Raw genomic sequence first — 17,894 nt, forward strand, 5'->3', positions numbered from 1 at the left:
TCGAGCGACCGGTCTTCGTCCATGAAAGCGACCTCGTCCTTGCGGCCTCGCCCTGCGGGTGTCGCCCTCAGCGCGCTGCTGCTGTCCCTTGCCGCCGCCACGCCAGCCGCCGCGCAGCCTGCGGCGGCACCTCAGCCTGCGGCGGCACCTCAGCCCGCAACAGCCCCTCAGCCTGCGGCGGCACCTCAGCCTGCGGCGGCACCTCAGCCCGCGGCGGCACCTCAGCCCGCGGCGGCACCTCAGCCCGCGGCGACCCCGCAAGCCGCGGCGGCTCCGGAACCCGCGGCACCTCAGCCCGCGACAGCCCCTCAGCCCGCTGCGGATGGCCCGGTCCTCGATCTCCCCCCCGAGCACGCCACGCCGCCGCCCGAGGAGGCGTCGAAGCCCGCCGTCGGCCTGGGCGCCGGACGGGCGCCGGAGCACGAGCTCGCGCGCGGCCTGACCGAGCAGCGGTTCCGGAGCGCCGCGGCGAGCACCAGCAGCACGTCCATCGGCGGCTACGGCGAGGTGCAGGTCCGCGGCACCACGACGGGCCGCGAGGGGGAGCGCGCGTGGGTCGCCGACATCCCCCGGCTCGTGCTCTTCGTGGCGCACGAGTTCACGAGCGACATCCGGTCCTACGTCGAGCTCGAGGTGGAGCACTCGCTGTCCTGCGCGAGCTGCCCCGGCGCCGCGGAGCTCGAGCAGGCCTACCTCGAGTGGAACGTCGCCGGCCGCACCCTCGGGCTGCGCGCCGGCCTCGTGCTCGTCCCGATGGGGATCATCAACCAGTGGCACGAGCCGCCCGTGTTCCACGGCGTGGTCCGGCCCAAGGTGGAGACCGTCGTCATCCCCTCGACGTGGCGCGAGATCGCGATCGGCGCCTTCGGCCAGCCGCTCGACTGGCTGCGCTTCGAGGCGTACGCGATGACCGGCCTCGATCCGCTCGGCTTCCGCGCCGGCGGCCTCGCTGGCGGGCGGCAGAGCGGCGGGCTCGCCCGCGCCAACGCGTGGGCAGGCGTCGCCCGCGTCGAGGCCGAGCCGCTGCTCGGCGTGATCGCCGGCGCCTCCGTGTACGCGAGCGACGCGGGACCGAACGGCGACGGCAAATTCTTCCTTCGTGACGGCACACCGGTCGACCTCACGATCCCGGTCATCGGCTGGTCGCTCGACGCGCGCTGGCGCAGGAGCGGCATCGAGGCGCGGGCGCTGTTCGCCCAGTGGCACGTCCCCGAGGCGCGCGCCCTCATGGTCTCGTTCAACGCGAGCGGCGCGCCCAACTTCATCGACCCCACGAGCCCCATCGGCAGCCGGATCCGCGGCGGCTACGTCGAGGCCGCCTACGACGTGCTCCGCCCGCTCGGCCTCGGCCACGAGCTGCTGCCGTTCGCGCGCCTCGAGGCGTACGACACGCAGTCCGCGGTGCCCGAGGGCTTCGCGGCGAACGCGTCGTACGGCGTCCGCGAGCTCACGCTCGGCGCCTCGTACCGGCCGACCCAGGGCGTCGTGCTGAAGGCCGACTACCAGCTGCGCGACCGCACGCTGGGGTTCGACCAGACGCAGCTCAACGTCGGGCTCGGGTTCATGTACTGAGCGCACGGGCCGAGGGCACGCCATGTCACTCCGCCCAGACGACGCGGGGCCCGAGCGCCTCGTCGTCGGCGCCGGCATCTCCGGCCTGTACGCCGCGCTGCTGCTCGCGCGCGCCGGCCGACGCGTGCGCCTCCTGGAGCGCGCGGCGCGCCCCGGCGGGCTCGCGGGCGCCGAGGTGTTCCGCGGGCTGCCGTGCGATCTCGGCTCGCACCGGCTCCACCCGGCCGCGCTCGAGCAGCCGCTCTTCCGCGAGGTGCACGCGCGCGCGCCGTTCCTCACGCGCCCGCGGCGCGGGGTGCTCGTGCTCGGCGAGCGCCACGTCCCCTACCCTCCGAGCGCGCCCTCGATGCTCCGCGCGCTCGGCCTCCGCGCCGGCGCCGCGATGGGCCTCGGCTTCGTGGCGCAGCGCGGCCGCCGCGCGGCCTTCGCCCGGTGGGAGCACGACCGCGCGATCGCGGGCGAGGACGTCGGCTTCGAACGGTTCGTGCGCGATCGCGTCGGGGCGGCGGCGTACGCGTCGTTCTACAGGCCCTACGCCGAGAAGGTCTGGGGCATCCCGCCGGCCGAGCTCTCCCAGACGGTCGCGAAGAAGCGGATCAGCACGACCACCCCGCTCGCGCTCTTCAAGGAGCTCGCCCGCGCGCGCGGCGGCGCCGCGGCGGACCTCGCGCGGTTCGTCTACCCGCCGGGCGGCATCTCGTCGATCATCGCGTATCTCGAGGCGCGGCTCGCGGAGGCCGGCGTCCGGGCCGAGTGCGGCGCCGCCTTCGACGTCGCCGCGCTGGGCGCGGGCGCGGCGCCGGTCCTCTTCGCGGGCGACCTCGCGGACCTCGTGCCCGACGCGCGCCTCGAGCACCGCGGGCTCTACCTCGTCTACCTCGCCTACCCGCGCGCGCGGGTAGGCGCTCCGGAGACGTACTACTGCCCCGACCCGCGCTTCTGGTTCGGCCGCGTCTCCGAGCTGCAGAACTACGCGCCCGATCTGCGCCGCCCCGGCGAGACGGTGCTGTGCGTGGAGATCCCCGAGGGGGCCTGGGGGCGCGGGCGCGACTTCTCCGCGGGCCGGCCGCTGGAGGCGCTGCTCGACCAGCTCGTGCGCGCGGGCATCGCCCCGCGCGGGGTCGCGCCGATCGAGGCCCGGCAGCGCTTCGTGCCGAACGTGTACCCGCTCTACCGGCGCGGCTGGCTTCAGGACTGGCGCGCGGCGATGCGCCGCGCCGCCGCGCTCGGCGCGCTCCCGTTCGGGCGGCAGGCGCTGTTCCTGCACTGCAACCTGGACCACTGCGCCGCCATTGCGGCCGACGCGGTGGCGCACGTCGAGGCCGGCCAGAGCCCGGAAGCGTGGGTGTTGAACGCGGAGCGCTACCTCGACGTGCAGGTGCGCGATTGAGGCGCCCAGGCCGCGGAAACCACGGGATTCACCGCCCGAACGCTGTTGACTTTGACTTTCACGAGTGACAGGTTCGTCAGAGCTTTGATGCGTCCTTCCCGTACTGGCCACTTCACCGCCGCAGCGGCGTTCGCGCTCCTGCTCGCGGCGCTCCCCGCCCACGGCGCGACGTACTGGACGGTCCCGGCCGTCCTGAAGAGCTTCTTCGCGAGCTCGAAGAAGGTCGGGTACCGCAAGGTCGTCCTGAGCGACGCCGAGGCGCAGGAGCTTGGCAAGAAGCTCGGGGCGCCGGTCAAGCGCGAGTGGGTGGTGTACGTCGCGGAGTCGGACGGCAAGACCGACGGCTACGCGATGAAGGACGAAGAGAAGGGGATGCACGAGCCGATCGACTTCGCCGTGAAGTTCTCGACGGCCGGCGCGGTGGAGCGGATCGAGATCCTGGAGTACCGCGAGGCCTACGGCGACGAGGTCCGCGGCGATCGCTTTCGCGCCCAGTTCCACGGCAAGACAGCGAACGACCCGATCACCGCGGGCAAGGACATCGACATCGTGTCGGGCGCATCGATCTCGTCCCGCTCCGTGGCGCTCGGCGTCAAGCGCGACACGCTCGTCCTCCAGCTCGCGCTGAAGCGCGGCGGGCTGTGAGGGACTTCGCCGCGGCAGCGGGGCGGCTCAGGTCGCTCTCGCTGGGCGCGAAGCTCCTGTACACGGCATTCACCGTCGCGTCCGTCATCGGCCTGCTCGTGTCGTGGCGCCTCTACGGGGCGATGGTCCAGGACGCAGGGGCCGCCGGGTACTATGCAGGCGCGGCGGTGGTCGCGCCTGCGCCCGCCCCCACGCAGACAGCCGCGCCGGCCGAGGGGCCGGCGCTCGACCTCGGCCCGGAGCTCGATCTCCCCGCGACGCCGGAGACGCCGCGGGTCCTGGTGGAGCAGATCTCCGAGCGGAAGCTGCTCGAGGTGACCCACTTCCACCTCTTCTCCGTGCCCGTCTACGTGCTGATCCTGGCGCACCTCTGGCTGCTCGCGAGGCTGCCGTCGTGGCTGCACACCGCGGGCGTCGTGGCCGCGGTCGTCGCGAGCGGGCTGCACATGGCGGCGCCGTGGCTCATCCGGAGCGCGCCCGGCGCGGCGGCGCTGATGCCGGTCTCCGGCGTGGCGATGCTGCTGTCGCTCGGCGCGATGGCCGTCGTCTCGACCGTGGACATGTGGCTGCCGAGGCGGTCGCGGCGGGGCGAGGCGGCGCCGTCCGCGGACGCAGAGTAGAGCGCGCCCCGCGCCTACGAGGCCCGGGGAGTCGCCGCCTGGGCTGGCCAGCGCCAGGCGGCGTCGAGCACGCGCGCTCGAGCACCCGCGACATCGCGCTTGCCGTGCTCCAGGGAGGGTCCGCAAAGCAGGTTGAGCAGGGCGTCAGCTGGGTGGTTTCCACCGCCGCACGCTCCGCTTGAGCCAGCGGGACGTGAGCGACCAGGCGAGCTCCAGCGCGTCCTTGCTCTCGAACGGCTTGCGCAGGAGCCGCAGCTCGGGCCGCCTGAGGCGCCGGATCACGTCGTGCCACGAATAGTCCGAGTAAGCGCTGCAGATCACGGCCTCGATGTCCGGACATTCGCACCAGATCCGCTCGATCGTCTCGACGCCGTCCCAGCCCGGCGGCATCCGCATGTCCACGAACATCAGCGCATAAGGGCGGCCGCTCCGCTGCATCCGCCTGGCCTTCTCGAAGCCCTCCTGGCCCTGGCAAGCGCCGTCCACCAGGAACGTGGTCCTCGCGACGGGCGCCGGCGCCCCGAAGATCGCCGCGTCGAGCGCGTCGAGGTCCGACGCCGCCCCGGAGTCCGGACAGAGGAGCTTCTGGAAGTCACGATGAATGGCCGGGTTGTCGTCGATGACAAGGACCCTGCGGACATCGCTTCCTTGCGTGGAGTCGGGTCCCGTCCAGGGGGCGGGTGGCGGCGGTGACAGGAAGCGCGACGAGCCCCCCCGGGTGACCATCGCCTTCATCTGACCGAGGAGCTTGTCGTGGCTGCTCATCAGGATGTCGTGGCCCCGGACGCAACGGCGGACTCCGGATCGCTCGCGTCCCGATCGCAGACAGTGAAACGGCGCCGCCTGGACAAGTCCCACCCCCCTTCAGAACGCAGCCCCTCCGACGAGCGACAGCGCCAAAGCCATCGAGAAGAACCCTTTTAGTAAAGAACTTTTTATTTCAAAGCAAGTATGTTTCGAACGCTCCAGTCGGCCGGACGCATGAAGCCCCGAGCACGCGTGGTGCCATGTTGAACAATTGAACAAGGAGGCGACGCGCGGTGTATCAGCGGGCGTGATTCTTCGACTTGAACGGAAACACGGCGCTGCGATCTGGACCGAGAGATGAGCACTCCGACCCGAACGGATCAGGGCGCACCTCGTCGCCGCGACGGCGAGCAGGTCTGAGGAGGTGGGATGAACGGGCGCCCGGCAGGGTGGCTGGCCGAGGAGCGCGGCGCGGCGCTTCCTCGCCGCGCCGCGCTCCTCGGCGCGCTGGACCGGGGCTCAGGGCTACGCGTCGCGCTCGGGGGCGAGCCAGAGCACCGCGAGGGGCGGGAGCGTCAGGACGATGGACTGCGGGAACCCGTGACAGGGGACGTCCTCGACCTCGACACGGCCCATGTTGCCCACGCCGCTGCCGCCGTACTCGGCCGCGTCGGTGTTGAGCACTTCGAGGTAGGCGCCGCGGCGCGGGACGCCGATGCGGTAGTGGTGGCGCGGCACCGGCGTGAGATTGCCGATGAACACCACGTGCACGCCCGAGGGCGACATCTGATCTCCCGCGCCGTCCCCGTAGCGGACGAACGAGATCACGGTCTGCATGTTGTCGGTGCAGTCGATCCACCGGAAGCCGTGGTGCTCGTCGTCGAGCTCGTACATCGCCGGGTACTTCTTGTAGAGCGCGTTGATGTCCGTGAGCAGCTTCTTCAGCCCGGCGTGCTGCGGGACGTTGAGCAGGCCCCAGTCGAGCTCCGTCTTCTCGCTCCACTCGGCGAACTGGCCGAACTCGCCGCCCATGAAGAGCAGCTTCTTGCCCGGGTGCGCCCACATGTAACCGTAGAGCGCGCGAAGGTTCGCGAGCATCTGCCAGTAATCCCCCGGCATCTTCGAGAGCAGCGCCTTCTTGAGGTGGACGACCTCGTCGTGGCTCAGCGGCAGGAGGAACTTCTCGGAGAAGGCGTAGATGAGCCCGAACGTGAGCTGGTGATAGTGGAACGCGCGGTGGATGGGCTCGTGCTTGAAGAAGTCGAGCGTGTCGTGCATCCACCCCATGTTCCACTTGAAGTCGAACCCGAGCCCGCCGACGTACGTCGCGTGCGTCACCGACGGCCAGGCGGTGGACTCCTCGGCGCACAGGATCGCGCCCGGGCAGCGCTCGTGCACGCGGTTCGACAGCTCGCGGATGAAGTCGATGGCCTCGATGTTCTCGCGGCCGCCGTACCGGTTCGGCACCCAGTCCCCGCCCTGCGCGGCGTAGTCGAGGTAGAGCATCGAGGCGACCGCGTCGACGCGCAGGCCGTCGACGTGGAACTCGTCGAGCCAGTAGAGGGCGTTGGCGACAAGGAAGTTCCGCACCTCGTGCCGGCCGTAGTTGAAGATGTAGGTGTTCCACTCGCGGTGCTCGCCGAGCCGCGGGTCGAGGTGCTCGTAGAGCGCCGTGCCGTCGAACCGGCCGAGCGCCCACGCGTCCTTCGGGAAATGCGCCGGGGTCCAGTCGAGGATCACGCCGATGCCCTTCTGGTGACACCGGTCGACGAAGTAGCGGAAGTCGTCGGGGTCGCCGTAGCGGCTGGTCGGGGCGTAGTAGCCCGCCACCTGGTAGCCCCACGAGCCGTCGAAGGGGTGCTCCATGACCGGCATCAGCTCGATGTGCGTGAAGCCGAGCTCGGCGACGTACTCGACGAGGTGGTCGGCGAGCTCGCGGTAGGTCATCCAGCGCATCCCGTGCTCGTACGGCGGGCCCTCGCCCGGCACGCGCCGCCAGGAGCCGGGGTGGACCTCGTAGATCGCGATCGGCTTCTTGCGAGAGTCGAGCCGGCCGCGCTCCCGCATCCACGCGCCGTCCTGGAACGTGTAGCGGCTCGTGGTGACCCGCGAGGCGGTGGCGGGCCTGAGCTCCATCGCCTGCCCGAGCGGGTCGCTCTTCACCGTGATGTGCCCCGCCGGGGTCTTGATCTCGTACTTGTAGAGCGCGCCGTCGCCGAGGCCGGGGACGAAGATCTCCCAGAAGCCCTCGCCCATCCGGCGCATGGCGTGGCGGCGGCCGTCCCAGCAGTTGAAGTCGCCGATGACGCTGACGCGCCGCGCGTTCGGGGCCCAGACCGCGAACGCCGTCCCGGAGACGCCGTCGACCTCGCGCACGTGCGCGCCGAGGACGCGGTAGAGCTCCCAGTGCCTGCCCTCCGCGAGGAGGTGAAGATCGATGTCGCCGAGCGTGGGCCGCATGGCGTACGGATCGAGCTCCACCGAGGCGTTCCCGTCCGGATAGCGCAGGTCGAGCTGGTAAAGGAAGCGGCCCTCCTTCGGGTAGGACACGCCGGGGAAGCGCGCCTCGAACAGGCCCGCGGGGTGCACGCGCTCCATCGGCAGCTTCGGCAGCGACGGATCGGCCGGGAGCACCGTGATCTCGGTGGCGTCCGGACGAAAGACGCGGACCACCAGGTCGTCTTCCTCTTCGTGCGGGCCGAGCACATGGTGCGGATCCGGGTGCTCTACAGCGGCGATGAGATCGACTTCTCGTTGTTCCAACATGTCGGGGTCTGCCTATACCGGCTCCTCTCGCCGACGTCATGTCGAGAGTCCGCCCGAGACGCCAACCAGGCTCGCCCCGACGCACCGCCATCGCCCCGGCCCGCAGGTCCCCCCTGGCGCGGCCGCGGTGTGCTCACCATTTGTCCGCGGTGCAACATCGGACGTCGGGGGCCGATCGGGCGCAGAGCGGCCGAGAAACAGGGCGAATGCTCATTTGCTGTACCTTCGCAAGAGGGGTAGGGTCCCGGCGCCGAGCAGCGAGCCGCGGGGGCCGTCCGGCAAGAACGCGGGGCTCGAAAGGCGGAGGGATCGAACATGGGTCAGGTGGTGAGCGAACGCGCGATCGGGGGCAACGGCAGCGGTCCGGGGGTGAACGGGCACGGGGGCGAGGCGATCCGCAGCTACGCGCCGGCGACCGGGGAGCTCCTCGGCGAGGTCCCGAACACGAGCGCCGAGGACGTGCGGGCCGCGGTCGCCCGGGCGCGGCGCGCGCAGGAGGCCTGGGGCGCGCTGCCCGTCGAGGAGCGCTGCCAGCGCGTCCTCCGCTTCCGCGACGCCATCGTCGATCGCGCCGACGAGATCGTCGACCTGCTCTCGCGCGAGTGCGGCAAGCCGCGCCACGAGGCGCTCCTCCACGAGGTGCTGGTCGCGGCGGACATGGCGACGTACTTCGCGGACATCGCGCCGAAGGCGCTCGAGCCGCGCGAGATCAAGCTCCACCTCTTCAAGCACCGGCGCAGCTGGGTCCACTACGCCCCGCGCGGCGTGGTCGGCGTGATCTCGCCGTGGAACTTCCCGTTCCAGCTCGCGCTGCGCGACGTGCTCGCGGCGATCGTGACCGGCAACGCCGCCGTGCTCAAGCCGAGCGAGGTGACGCCGCTCATCGCCCTCAAGCAGAAGGAGATCTGGGACGGCGCGGGCATGCCGGAGGATCTCTTCCAGGTCGTCACCGGCTACGGGCCGACCGGCGCGGCGCTGATCGACAGCGGGATCCAGATGCTCGTGTTCACGGGCAGCGTCAGCACCGGCAAGCGGGTCGCCGCGGCCTGCGGGGAGCGCCTCATCCCGTGCGTGATGGAGCTCGGCGGCAAGGCGCCGCTCATCGCCTGCGCGGACGCCGACGTCGAGCGCACGGCGCAGGCGATCGTGTTCGGCGGGTTCGCGAACGCGGGCCAGGTCTGCCTCTCGGTGGAGCGGGTCTACGCGCACCGCGAGATCCACGACAAGCTGCTCGAGCGCACCGTCGAGATCACGCGGGGGCTGAACCAGGGCGATCCGGGCAAGGAGTTCGTCGACGTGGGGGCGATCATCTTCGCGCCGCAGATCGAGGTGGCCGAGCGGCACATCAAGGACGCGGTCGAGAAGGGCGCCAGCGTGAAGGTGGGCGGCAAGCGGGCGCAGGGGCAGGGCCAGTTCTTCGAGCCGACGATCCTCGCGGGCTGCGACCACGCGATGACGGTGATGAAGGAGGAGATCTTCGGGCCGGTCGTGCCGTTCATGCAGGTCGCCACCGAGGAGGAGGCGATCCGCCTCGCGAACGAGTCGCACCTCGGCCTGAACGCGTACGTCTTCTCGGAGGACACCGACCACGCGCGCCGGCTTGCCGAGCGCCTGCAGGCGGGCAGCGTGCTGGTGAACGACGTGCTCATGAACGGCGCCCTCCCCGACGCGCCGTTCGGCGGCGTGAAGCAGAGCGGCTTCGGCCGGGTGATGGGCGAGGACGGGCTCCGGCAGATGTGCGACGTCAAGCACATCAACGCGGACCGCGTCTCGCTGGGGTCGAAGGACCCGATCTGGTTCCCGTATACCGAGGCGTCGTACGGCTGGTTCAAGCGCGGGCTGCGCGCGCTCTATTCGAGCGGGAGCTGGCTCCGGCGCATCGGCGAGTTCTTCTAGAGCGCGAACGCGGGGCCGGCCGGGGGCCAGGCAGGACGGCCGCCCGGTGGGGGACGGCGGCGCTTTGACGTCGTCCCCGACGCGTGCCCTTGCTCCTCTGCCCCCTTCCTATTCACGCTGCATTCATGCCCACCCACCCCGATACCTCGCCGAGCGCCGCCGTCTTCGCGGCGATCGACCGCGCGCCGCAGGTGCAGAGGCTCACGCCAGAGCAGCGTGCCGAGCTCGAGCAAGACCTCGCTGACATCGCGGCGGGCCGAGCGCGCCTCGTCGCGCACGAGGAGCTCCCGCAGGCCCTGGAGGAGCTGGCCCGCGAGCAGGACGGATGAGCTTCCGCGTCGTCTGGAACTTCCCCGCCCTGACAACGTTTTACAGCCTGCCGATGCACTCGGCCTTCATGGAAGAGCACGTCAAGGGTGACGAACAGGCCACGAAGCAAAGCTTGCTCGGGCCGATATTCACTCTTCTTACCCCGGGCGGGGATGACCGCCTGGTCAGGCGCGCCCGCGGACCCGGTCCCAGAACACCTTGGCGCCGCCCGCGACAGCCACCAGGCCGGCGACGATGAGCTTCTTGCTGGCGAGCAGCGCGGCGAGCAATCCCTTGAACAGCCCCGCCTTGGCCGCCACCTTGCCCGCGACCAGGGCGCCGATGCCGTACGCGGCCACCTGGTCGATGTTCTCGTCGAAGTCCTCGTAACGATTGCCGGGCTTGAACTCGACGAACTTCAGCACGCTCTGCATCTCGCTCCGCACGGTCGCGAGCTGGTTCATGCCCGAGACGGCGTTCAGCTCGAGCACGCCTTTGCGCCCGAGCACGCGGATCGAGTAGTTGAGCGTGCGGTCCTTGTTGCCGTCGAACTCGAGCGTCTTCGCCCAGTAGAGCTTCTTCGACTCGGGATCGTAGTGAGGCGGCTCGGCCCAGCCGATCAGGCGCACGGCGGGGAAGCCCGCCTTCTGGCGCTCCTGGTTGTTCTCGCTGGTATCCTTCTGCATGTCGGCCAGGAGCTCACCGAAATCGATGTCCTTCGCGTCGTCGTCGTCGACGTGGCCCTCCTCCACGTAGCTGATCACGACACCCCACGAGTCGTCCGCGATCGGGCTCACGCCGGCCGGGAACAGCATGCCGAGCGCCTCCGACCCCGGGGGATTGCCCCAGGCCTTGAGCACCTTCCTGGCGCCTTCCGGGCCCGTGAAGCGGAACGCCTCCGGGACGTCGAGCTCGGCAAGGTTGTCACCGACCGTGACCTTCCCGCTCTGGAGGTTCAGCCCGGCATCGAACTTCTGCATCGCCGCGGCGATCTCCTCCGCCGTCGGCTCCCGGTCGCCGGACGGCTCCGCCGCAGCCGGCTGCGCGGCCCCCTCGGGCGCGGCGCCAGCCGCTCGCGCTGCGGGCGCCGCGGGCGCGGCCGGGCTCGGGTCCCCGGCCGCGGCGAGCGTGCTGGCGCCGAGCACCAGGGCCACCGAAGCGATCGAAGCAAGTCGACGATGTGACATTGTCCCCTCCTGGCGGAACACCCTGCCGCCTTCAAAAAATTCGGAGCATTGGAACAGAATGTCCCGAAGCACACAAGCGCAGCGCAGGGTTCCCGCAGGGTGGAGATGGCCGGCCGCGGATCTCCGCGCGACCGCTTGGACCGCTCCGACAAACCGCTCGGACCGCTCCGACAAGACGACGTGAGCGCCGGCGGGGGCTGTGCGCGGCGGCGCGCGGGCGGGCGCGGCGAGCACCGACCGAGGTGCCATGAGGTCTCAGGGGGCTTTACATCTCAGGCGCGCCTTGTGTGGCGCGCAACGAGACGTTTCAGGTGGCATGGCCCGAAGGGAGACATGCCGGGTGGTGTTGCATGCGCAAGCTCCCCGGCCCCTGTCTTGGCGGATGGCCGAGCGCCCGCCCGCGCGCCGCCGCGCACAGCCCCCCGCCGGCGCGGCCGCCTCGGCATGTCCCCCCTCCCCATGCGCGGCGGCAACCGGCTCGGCCTACGCGGCGGCCGCCGGCTCGGCCGCAGGGACGCCCGCGCCGCTCGCGCCCGTGGCCTCGATCGGCGCCTCCTCCAGCGCAGCCGCGAGGACCTGGCTCATGTCCTCGACGAAGATGAGCTCGAGCTCGGCGCGCACCTCCTTCGGGATCTCCTCGGCGTCGCGCGCGTTCTTCTGCGGCAGCACGACCCGCGTGATGCCGGCGCGGTGCGCCGCGAGCACCTTGGACTTGATGCCGCCGACAGGGAGCACCCGGCCGCGCAGCGTGCACTCGCCCGTCATCGCCGTGTCGGACCGCACCCGCCGCCCGGAGAGGAGCGACGTCAGCGCCGTGAACATCGTCACGCCCGCGGAAGGCCCGTCCTTGGGCACGCCGCCCGCCGGGACGTGGATGTGCAGGTCCTCCGCCTCGAGCTTCGCCGTGTCGACGCCGAGCTCGCCGGCGTGGCTCCGCACGTAGGAGAGCGCCGCCCTCGCCGACTCCTTCATCACGTCGCCGAGCTGACCCGTGATCTCGACCCTCCCCTTCCCCGGCATCCGCGAGGTCTCGATGAACAGGATGTCCCCGCCCACCGGCGTCCAGGCCAGCCCCGTCGCGACGCCAGGCACGCTCGTGCGCTCGGCGACGTCGCTGAAGAACCGGACCTTGCCGAGGTACTTGCCGAGATCGTGCGCCTCGACGACCAGGCGCGTGGCCTTGCCGTCCGCGGCGCGGGCGACCTCGAGCGCGACCGCCCGGCACAGCTTCTTGATCTCGCGGCCGAGCTGCCGCACCCCGGCCTCGCGCGTGTAGTCGCGCACGATCGCGGCGAGCGCGTCGTCCGTGACCGTGAGCAGCGCCGGATCGATCGCGTGCTCCCTGAGCTGCTTCGGGACGAGGTGCGACCGCGCGATCGCGATCTTCTCGTCCGGCGTGTAGCCGGACAGCTCGATGACCTCGAGCCGGTCCCGCAGCGGCGCGGAGAGCGCGCCGAGATCGTTCACCGTGCAGAGGAAGACGACCTCGGACAAGTCGAACGGGAGCTCCATGTAGTGGTCGACGAACGTCCGGTTCTGCTCGGGATCGAGCACCTCCAGGAGCGCCGCCTCGGGCGAGCCGCGCCACCCGGCGCCGAGCTTGTCGACCTCGTCGAGGAGCACGACCGGGTTCTTCACCTTCGCCTTCTTCAGCGCGTGCACGATGCGCCCGGGCAGCGCGCCGACGTACGTCCTCCGGTGGCCGCGCAGCTCCGCCTCGTCGTGCACGCCGCCGAGCGAGATGCGCACGAACGGGCGGCCGGTGGCGTCGGCGATCGACTGGCCGAGCGACGTCTTGCCCACGCCGGGAGGACCCGCGAAGCAGAGGATCGTCGCGCGGGGCTGGCCGGTCAGCTTGAGCACCGCCATGTGCTCCAGGATGCGGCGCTTCACGTCGTCGAGGCCGCGGTGATCCTCGTCGAGCTTCGCCTGCACGGCGTCGAGGTCGTCCTTCACCGCCGCCCGCGCGCTCCACGGCAGGTCGGCGATCCACTCGAGGTAGGTGCGGATCACGTTGTGCTCCGCGCTCTGCGGGCCGACCGACTCGAGCCGGCGGAGCTCCCGATCGGCGACCGCGCGCGCCTCCTCGGGGAGGCCGGCCTCGTCGAGGCGCCGGCGGAGGATCGACAGCTCGTCCTCGCCCTCCTCGCCGCCGGCGAGCTCCTTCTGGATGGCGCGGAGCTGCTCGCGGAGGATCGCCTCGCGCTGCCCCTTGCCGAGCTCGCGCCGCACGTCGCTGTCGATCTTCTTCTTCAGATCGGCGAGGGCGGCCGCCTCGGAGAGCAGGGCGGCGACCTTCTGGAGCCGCGGGACGACGCGGAGCTCGGCGAGCACCTCCATCTCCTTGTCGGTCGGGAGGCCGAGCGCGCCGGCGATCTGATCGGCGAGCAGGCCCGGCTCGGCGCGGCTCGTGGCGGCGATCTCGGCGAGGTTGGTCGCGAGCTTCGGGCCGATCTCGCGGGCGCGCTCGCGCAGCGACGCGGCGAGCAGGCGCGCCTCCTCGGCGTCGCCGAGGAACTCGGGCGCGACGGCGCCCTCGGCCCGCCAGGTGGGCTCGGTGTCGACCAGGGCGGTGAGCGCGAAGCGATCGAGCCCCTCGATCACCAGGCGAAAGCCGTTCGAGACGCGCGTGACGTCGACGACCCGGGCGAACGTGCCGATGTCGTGGAGGTCCTCGCGCCGGGGATCCTCGCGCTTCGGGTCGCGCTGCGCGATGACGCCGATCACGTCGCCGGCGTGCACGCCGTTGAGCAGCGCCACCGAGCGGGCGCGGCCCACCGGGAGCGTGAGCACGGTGCCGGGGAAGAGCACGCCCGTGCGGAGCGGGAGCAGGGGAAATGGAGAGCGAGGCGCGCTGGCGCCGCTGCGAAGCTGGCTCATGCAGACTCCTGTGGCAGCGGTCGGCTCGCGCCATCCCTGCCGGAATCGATGGACGGTTGGTGGATGAGGTGCGCCGCGCCTCCGCCGATCAGGGCGGCGCGCGGCGCGCGGATGGGAGGCTCACGTAGACCGCCGCGAGCGACCGCTCGGGCGAGCTCCATGAATCGATGAACGAAAAGTAAATTCGTTCATGCGCCCGTCAACCCGCCACCGACGAGCACGGTGCGCTGGGCCGGGGCGCCGGCACGGAAGGCGCGGGGCCCGGGTCAGAGCGCCTGCACGCCGAGCACGACGCCGGGCCAGCCGCGCTGGGCAAAGGAGTCGTCGATGCGGAGCGGGATGCTGCCGTAGGGGCTCAGGCCGGCGTCCTCGGGGGTCTCGCCGAACGCGACGTTGTAGCTGGGGCCGCCGAAGACCGCGAACCCGGGGAGGAGACGGAGGCCGAGGAGCGCGCGCGCCTGCGTCAGCACGGCCGTGGGCTTGAGCGCCGTGGGCTCGTGGAGCGAGTACCCGAGCACGTCCACGTCGAGGTACGTGCGCTTGCCGAGGGTGATGCGGCCGCCCAGGCCGAGCGAGTACGCGAGGAGGGGGCGGTCGCCGGAGAGGCGGACGCCGATGCCGTAGATGTTGTGGAAGTGCTCGCTGCCGTGCTTGATGCCGGCCATCGCGAGGCCGGACTCGGTGCCCCAGGCGTCGATGTGGAGGCGGCCGTTGCGGACAATGCCGAGGAGCCCGAGCGAGAACGGCGAGTCGTCGGCGTAGTTGACGAGGCCGATCTGCGCGCCGCGCACCTTGCCGGTGGACACGTTGAGGATCCCGATCTGCACGCCGGTCGACTCGCCGGTGGCGAGGTTGGCGAGGCTGATCTGGAGGTCGCTCGTCTTGCCCGCGGCGACGTCGGCGAGGCCGATCTGGACGTCGGTCGTCTCGCCCACGGCGACGTTGGCCAGGCCGACCTGCACGTCGGTCGACGGGCTCACGGCGAGGTTGGCCAGGCCGACCTGCACGTCGGTCGACTCGCCCACGGCGGCGTTGGCCACGCCGAGCTGCGCGCCGTCCACGGCGCCGAGGGCGACGCTCAGCACGCCGGCCTGCACGCCCGTGACCGGACCGGTGGCGAGGTTGAACGAGCCGATCTGCGCGCCGCGGAGCGACGTGGCGAGGTTGAGACCGCCGGTGATCTGCACGCCGCGCGCGGGGCCGAGCACGACATTGGCGGCGGTGGAGAGCTGCACGCCGCACAGGAAGGACGAGAGGATGTTGACGCCAGCGCCGAGCTCCACGCCCGTGACGCCCGCCGTGTACCCGCCGACGAAGTTCAGCGAGTAGCGGCGGACGACGTCGGTGCCGGTGACCGTGGAGGAGCCGACAAAGGGGACGACGTCGCCGCCGAGGAGGACGGTCTCCGCGCCGGGGAGGGCGCAGGGAGGAGGCTCCGGCGCGGGGCGCGCCGGCCGCGACGGCGGGCTCGCGTTGCCCGCGGCAGGCGCCGCGGGGGGCGCCGGCGGCGCCGCGGCCGGCTCGTCGGACGGGCGCTTGCCCAGCGCGGCGGCGAGCTCCGCGGCCTCGTCGCGGACGAGGTTGCCCGCGAGCAGCGCGATCGCCTCGGCGGCGCGATCGGGATCCTCGGGGACGTCGATCGTGCGCCCGATGTGGCGGCCGTCGCCGGCGCTGTACGTCAGCGTGACGCGGCCGTCGGCCTCGCCGCGGAGGACCAGCGTGGGGCGCGCGGCGGCCGCCGCGTCGACCACCGTGACGGGGCCGCCGAGCTCGCGCCCGAGCGCCGCGCGCACCGCCTCGGGATCGAGCGTCCACCCGGCGCCGTCGACGACGAGATCGACGCCGGCGGCGCTCGGCGCGGCGGCGAGGGCGCCCGCGGGGAGCGCGGTGGCCGCGGCGAACACGCCCGCGGCCGCGAGCGCGCGCAGCAGGACGACGCCCGCGCCGAGGACGGCGCCGCGCTTGGAGGCCTTCCGAAGGGCGCGCGGGAGGCCGCCCCGAGATGCGAGGTGAGGAGCGGTGTCGGGTGTGTTCATCGACCGTGCAGTGCCCGCTCGAGGCGCGTTCGTTCACGCGCGCTGAGCGAGACGATCACTCGCTCGCGCTGCTCATCGCATCGAGCAACGAGCGCGACTCGGTCTGACGGTAGCCGCCGAAGGCGCCCTGCGCGAACGGCTCGAGCGCGCGCCGCGCCTCGTCGGTGCGGCCGAGGCGCACCAGGCAGAGGGCGCGGTTGTACTGCGCCTCGACCGCGAAGCGGCCGCGCGGCGCGGCGGCGAGGTAGTCGTTCCAGGCGGCGAGCGCCGCGGCGGGGCTGCGATCGACGAAGTGCGCGCGGTGCGCGGCCTGGTAGAGCGCGTCGGCGTCGGGCCCGGCGGGCGGGCGCTGGACGGCCTGCGGATCGTCCGCCGGCGGGCGCGAGGCCTTCGTGGAGCTCGCGGCGCTCGGCGCGACGGCCGGCCGCGCGGGCGGCGCGACCGCCACGACCGGCGCGCGCGGCGGGGCAAGAGCGAGCTCGGGAGGCGCGGTGGGGGCCAGCGAGGGCGCGGGGAGCGGCGGCTGCGGGGCGAGCTCGGCGAGGCTGGGCTCGGGCTGCGGTGGCGCGGCCGGGTCGACCTCGGGCGCGGGCGCGTCGGCGTCGGACGCGCGGCGCGGCGAGCGGAGCGCGCGCGACGTGGGCGGCGCGGGCGGCGCGTCGGGCGGATCGGCCACGCTCAGGCCGAGCTGGGAGGCGATGTCGTTCCACGCGTCCGGGAACCAGCGCGCGGCCGAGGCCCACGCGGCCGAGCCGACGAGCACGGCGGCCAGCGGGACGGCGACGCGGACCGTGGTGAGCCGGCGGGCGCGCTGCGCCTTGAGGCTCCTCATCACGCGGGCGCGCGTCTCGTCGCGGCGGGCGCGCGACGCGTCGGCCTCCTCGCGCAGCGCGCGCGCGGCCTCGCGGAGCACGTCGTCCTTCATGGGGTCCTCCCTTCCAGCAGCGTGCGGAGCTTCTGTTTGGCGTGGAACAGCCGCGTGCGCACCGTCGCCTCGGGCACGCCGAGGATCTCGGACACCTCGCGCGCGCTCCGCTCCTCGACCTCGCAGAGCACGAACGTCGCGCGCTGCGCGTCCGGGAGCGCGTCGAGGGCGCGGTTCAGGGCCTGGGCGAGGTCGGCGCGGCCGGCCTCCCGCTCGGGGTTATCCGGCTTGTCGTCGTCCGGCTCGAGGGCGAGGCGCTCCATGGCCGCGCGGCGGCGCGCCGCGGCGCGGAGGTGGTGGCGGGCGTGGTTGACCGCGATCGCGATGAGGAACGTCTTCAGCGACGAGCCGCCGCGGAAGCGCTGCGCGGCCTGCGGCAGGCTGACGAAGACGTCGTGCGCCAGGTCCTCGGCGGCGGCGTCGTCGCCGGTGAGGCGCCGGGCGAACCCGCGCACCGCGTCGTAGTGCCTGTCGTACGCCTCGCCGATCGCCGCGGCCTCCCCGCGCCGGAGCCGCTCGACGAGGGCCTCCTCCGGGTCCTGCGCGCGCTCGGCGCCGCGGGAGAAGAGGAACGGCATGACGAGCGCGATGGCCCTCATCGGCCCCCTCCGCTCCTCGACGTGCGGCGCGCGCGGCGGATCGACGGCGCCCTCCGGCTCGCCCCGCGGGAAGCCCGCGGCCTGCTCTGTCCCGTCTCGGTCCATTCCTGCGTCACCATGGTTACATCCGAACGCGCCCCGCGGCGCGGCTCGTTTGCGGTGAGCGAGCGCCGGAGGGCCCAGGGCGACGGGAGGCACGCGGGTTCGTGCCCGGCATGGAAGGGGTCGTTCATGGCTGCGCGTCCGATTCGTGCCCGGGGGGGCCGGGAACGTTCAACGTCGGAGGGAGAAATCGGACGGGACCGACAGGCGGGGGTCGATC

At 72.5% G+C, this 17,894-nt stretch carries 13 protein-coding genes; 6 read left to right on the forward strand and 7 right to left on the reverse strand.

Annotated elements, in window-relative coordinates; all coding sequences use genetic code 11:
- The first annotated feature begins 507 nt into the window (after window positions 1–507).
- The 4 genes from WME96_RS23475 (at window position 508) to WME96_RS23490 (ending at window position 4,227) form a co-directional block, all read left to right on the forward strand.
- Complete coding sequence (locus WME96_RS23475; RefSeq protein ID WP_437283815.1) at window positions 508–1,572, forward strand: hypothetical protein; 1,065 nt, start codon at window positions 508–510, stop codon at window positions 1,570–1,572.
- A 22-nt stretch (window positions 1,573–1,594) separates the two neighbouring features.
- Complete coding sequence (locus WME96_RS23480; protein WP_437283816.1) at window positions 1,595–2,962, forward strand: protoporphyrinogen/coproporphyrinogen oxidase; 1,368 nt, start codon at window positions 1,595–1,597, stop codon at window positions 2,960–2,962.
- 87 nt (window positions 2,963–3,049) lie between these two features.
- A complete protein-coding gene (locus tag WME96_RS23485) occupies window positions 3,050–3,607 on the forward strand; it encodes an FMN-binding protein (protein ID WP_437283817.1) in 558 nt (185 codons plus the stop codon).
- Window positions 3,604–4,227 carry a hypothetical protein gene (locus WME96_RS23490; protein WP_437283818.1) on the forward strand — a complete coding sequence of 208 codons (624 nt, stop codon included), beginning with the start codon at window positions 3,604–3,606 and terminating at the stop codon, window positions 4,225–4,227. Before WME96_RS23485 ends, WME96_RS23490 begins: the two co-directional genes overlap by 4 nt.
- A gap of 144 nt (window positions 4,228–4,371) precedes the next feature.
- On the opposite strand, the gene WME96_RS23495 is transcribed toward WME96_RS23490, so the two are convergent.
- Window positions 4,372–4,992: a response regulator transcription factor gene (locus tag WME96_RS23495; RefSeq protein ID WP_437283819.1), complete on the reverse strand. Its 621-nt coding sequence runs from the start codon at window positions 4,990–4,992 to the stop codon at window positions 4,372–4,374.
- Between the two features lie 507 nt (window positions 4,993–5,499).
- Window positions 5,500–7,740 (reverse strand): 1,4-alpha-glucan branching protein GlgB, encoded by a 2,241-nt coding sequence (gene glgB / locus WME96_RS23500; RefSeq protein ID WP_437283820.1) that lies wholly within the window; start codon window positions 7,738–7,740, stop codon window positions 5,500–5,502.
- Between the two features lie 315 nt (window positions 7,741–8,055).
- On the opposite strand from glgB, the gene WME96_RS23505 reads away from it, so the two are divergent.
- The gene (locus WME96_RS23505; RefSeq protein WP_437283821.1) at window positions 8,056–9,636 is read left to right on the forward strand and encodes an aldehyde dehydrogenase family protein; all 1,581 of its coding nucleotides are present in this window, start codon (window positions 8,056–8,058) and stop codon (window positions 9,634–9,636) included.
- 125 nt (window positions 9,637–9,761) lie between these two features.
- Window positions 9,762–9,965, forward strand: a complete 204-nt coding sequence (locus tag WME96_RS23510; protein WP_437283822.1) for a hypothetical protein — start codon at window positions 9,762–9,764, stop codon at window positions 9,963–9,965.
- A 165-nt stretch (window positions 9,966–10,130) separates the two neighbouring features.
- Here the strand turns inward: WME96_RS23510 and WME96_RS23515 are convergent, their stop codons facing one another.
- The 5 genes from WME96_RS23515 to WME96_RS23535 form a co-directional block, all read right to left on the reverse strand.
- Window positions 10,131–11,132, reverse strand: a complete 1,002-nt coding sequence (locus tag WME96_RS23515; RefSeq protein ID WP_437283823.1) for a DUF2167 domain-containing protein — start codon at window positions 11,130–11,132, stop codon at window positions 10,131–10,133.
- Between the two features lie 483 nt (window positions 11,133–11,615).
- On the reverse strand, window positions 11,616–14,012 hold the full coding sequence (gene lon, locus WME96_RS23520; RefSeq protein WP_437283824.1) for an endopeptidase La: 2,397 nt from the start codon (window positions 14,010–14,012) through the stop codon (window positions 11,616–11,618).
- Between the two features lie 266 nt (window positions 14,013–14,278).
- Window positions 14,279–16,048, reverse strand: coding sequence for an LA_2272 family surface repeat-containing protein (locus tag WME96_RS23525; protein WP_437283825.1), 1,770 nt, complete (start codon window positions 16,046–16,048; stop codon window positions 14,279–14,281).
- 55 nt (window positions 16,049–16,103) lie between these two features.
- Entirely contained in the window at window positions 16,104–16,973 is an 870-nt protein-coding gene (locus tag WME96_RS23530; protein WP_437283826.1) for a tetratricopeptide repeat protein, read from the reverse strand.
- Window positions 16,970–17,677 (reverse strand): RNA polymerase sigma factor, encoded by a 708-nt coding sequence (locus WME96_RS23535; protein ID WP_433926070.1) that lies wholly within the window; start codon window positions 17,675–17,677, stop codon window positions 16,970–16,972. Before WME96_RS23535 ends, WME96_RS23530 begins: the two co-directional genes overlap by 4 nt.
- Window positions 17,678–17,894: the final 217 nt, after the last annotated feature.

This window comes from Sorangium sp. So ce406 (genome assembly GCF_051474675.1).
GTDB classification, from domain to species: Bacteria; Myxococcota_A; Polyangia; order Polyangiales; family Polyangiaceae; genus Sorangium; species Sorangium cellulosum_G.

Coding starts and splice junctions, on each gene's coding strand:
- WME96_RS23480 (WP_437283816.1), top strand. CDS start 1,595: ATGTCACTCCGCCCAGACGACGCGGGGCCCGAGCGCCTCGTCGTCGGC.
- WME96_RS23485 (WP_437283817.1), top strand. CDS start 3,050: ATGCGTCCTTCCCGTACTGGCCACTTCACCGCCGCAGCGGCGTTCGCG.
- WME96_RS23495 (WP_437283819.1), bottom strand. CDS start 4,992: ATGAGCAGCCACGACAAGCTCCTCGGTCAGATGAAGGCGATGGTCACC.
- glgB (WP_437283820.1), bottom strand. CDS start 7,740: ATGTTGGAACAACGAGAAGTCGATCTCATCGCCGCTGTAGAGCACCCG.
- WME96_RS23505 (WP_437283821.1), top strand. CDS start 8,056: ATGGGTCAGGTGGTGAGCGAACGCGCGATCGGGGGCAACGGCAGCGGT.
- WME96_RS23510 (WP_437283822.1), top strand. CDS start 9,762: ATGCCCACCCACCCCGATACCTCGCCGAGCGCCGCCGTCTTCGCGGCG.
- WME96_RS23515 (WP_437283823.1), bottom strand. CDS start 11,132: ATGTCACATCGTCGACTTGCTTCGATCGCTTCGGTGGCCCTGGTGCTC.
- lon (WP_437283824.1), bottom strand. CDS start 14,012: ATGAGCCAGCTTCGCAGCGGCGCCAGCGCGCCTCGCTCTCCATTTCCC.
- WME96_RS23525 (WP_437283825.1), bottom strand. CDS start 16,048: ATGAACACACCCGACACCGCTCCTCACCTCGCATCTCGGGGCGGCCTC.
- WME96_RS23530 (WP_437283826.1), bottom strand. CDS start 16,973: ATGAAGGACGACGTGCTCCGCGAGGCCGCGCGCGCGCTGCGCGAGGAG.
- WME96_RS23535 (WP_433926070.1), bottom strand. CDS start 17,677: ATGGACCGAGACGGGACAGAGCAGGCCGCGGGCTTCCCGCGGGGCGAG.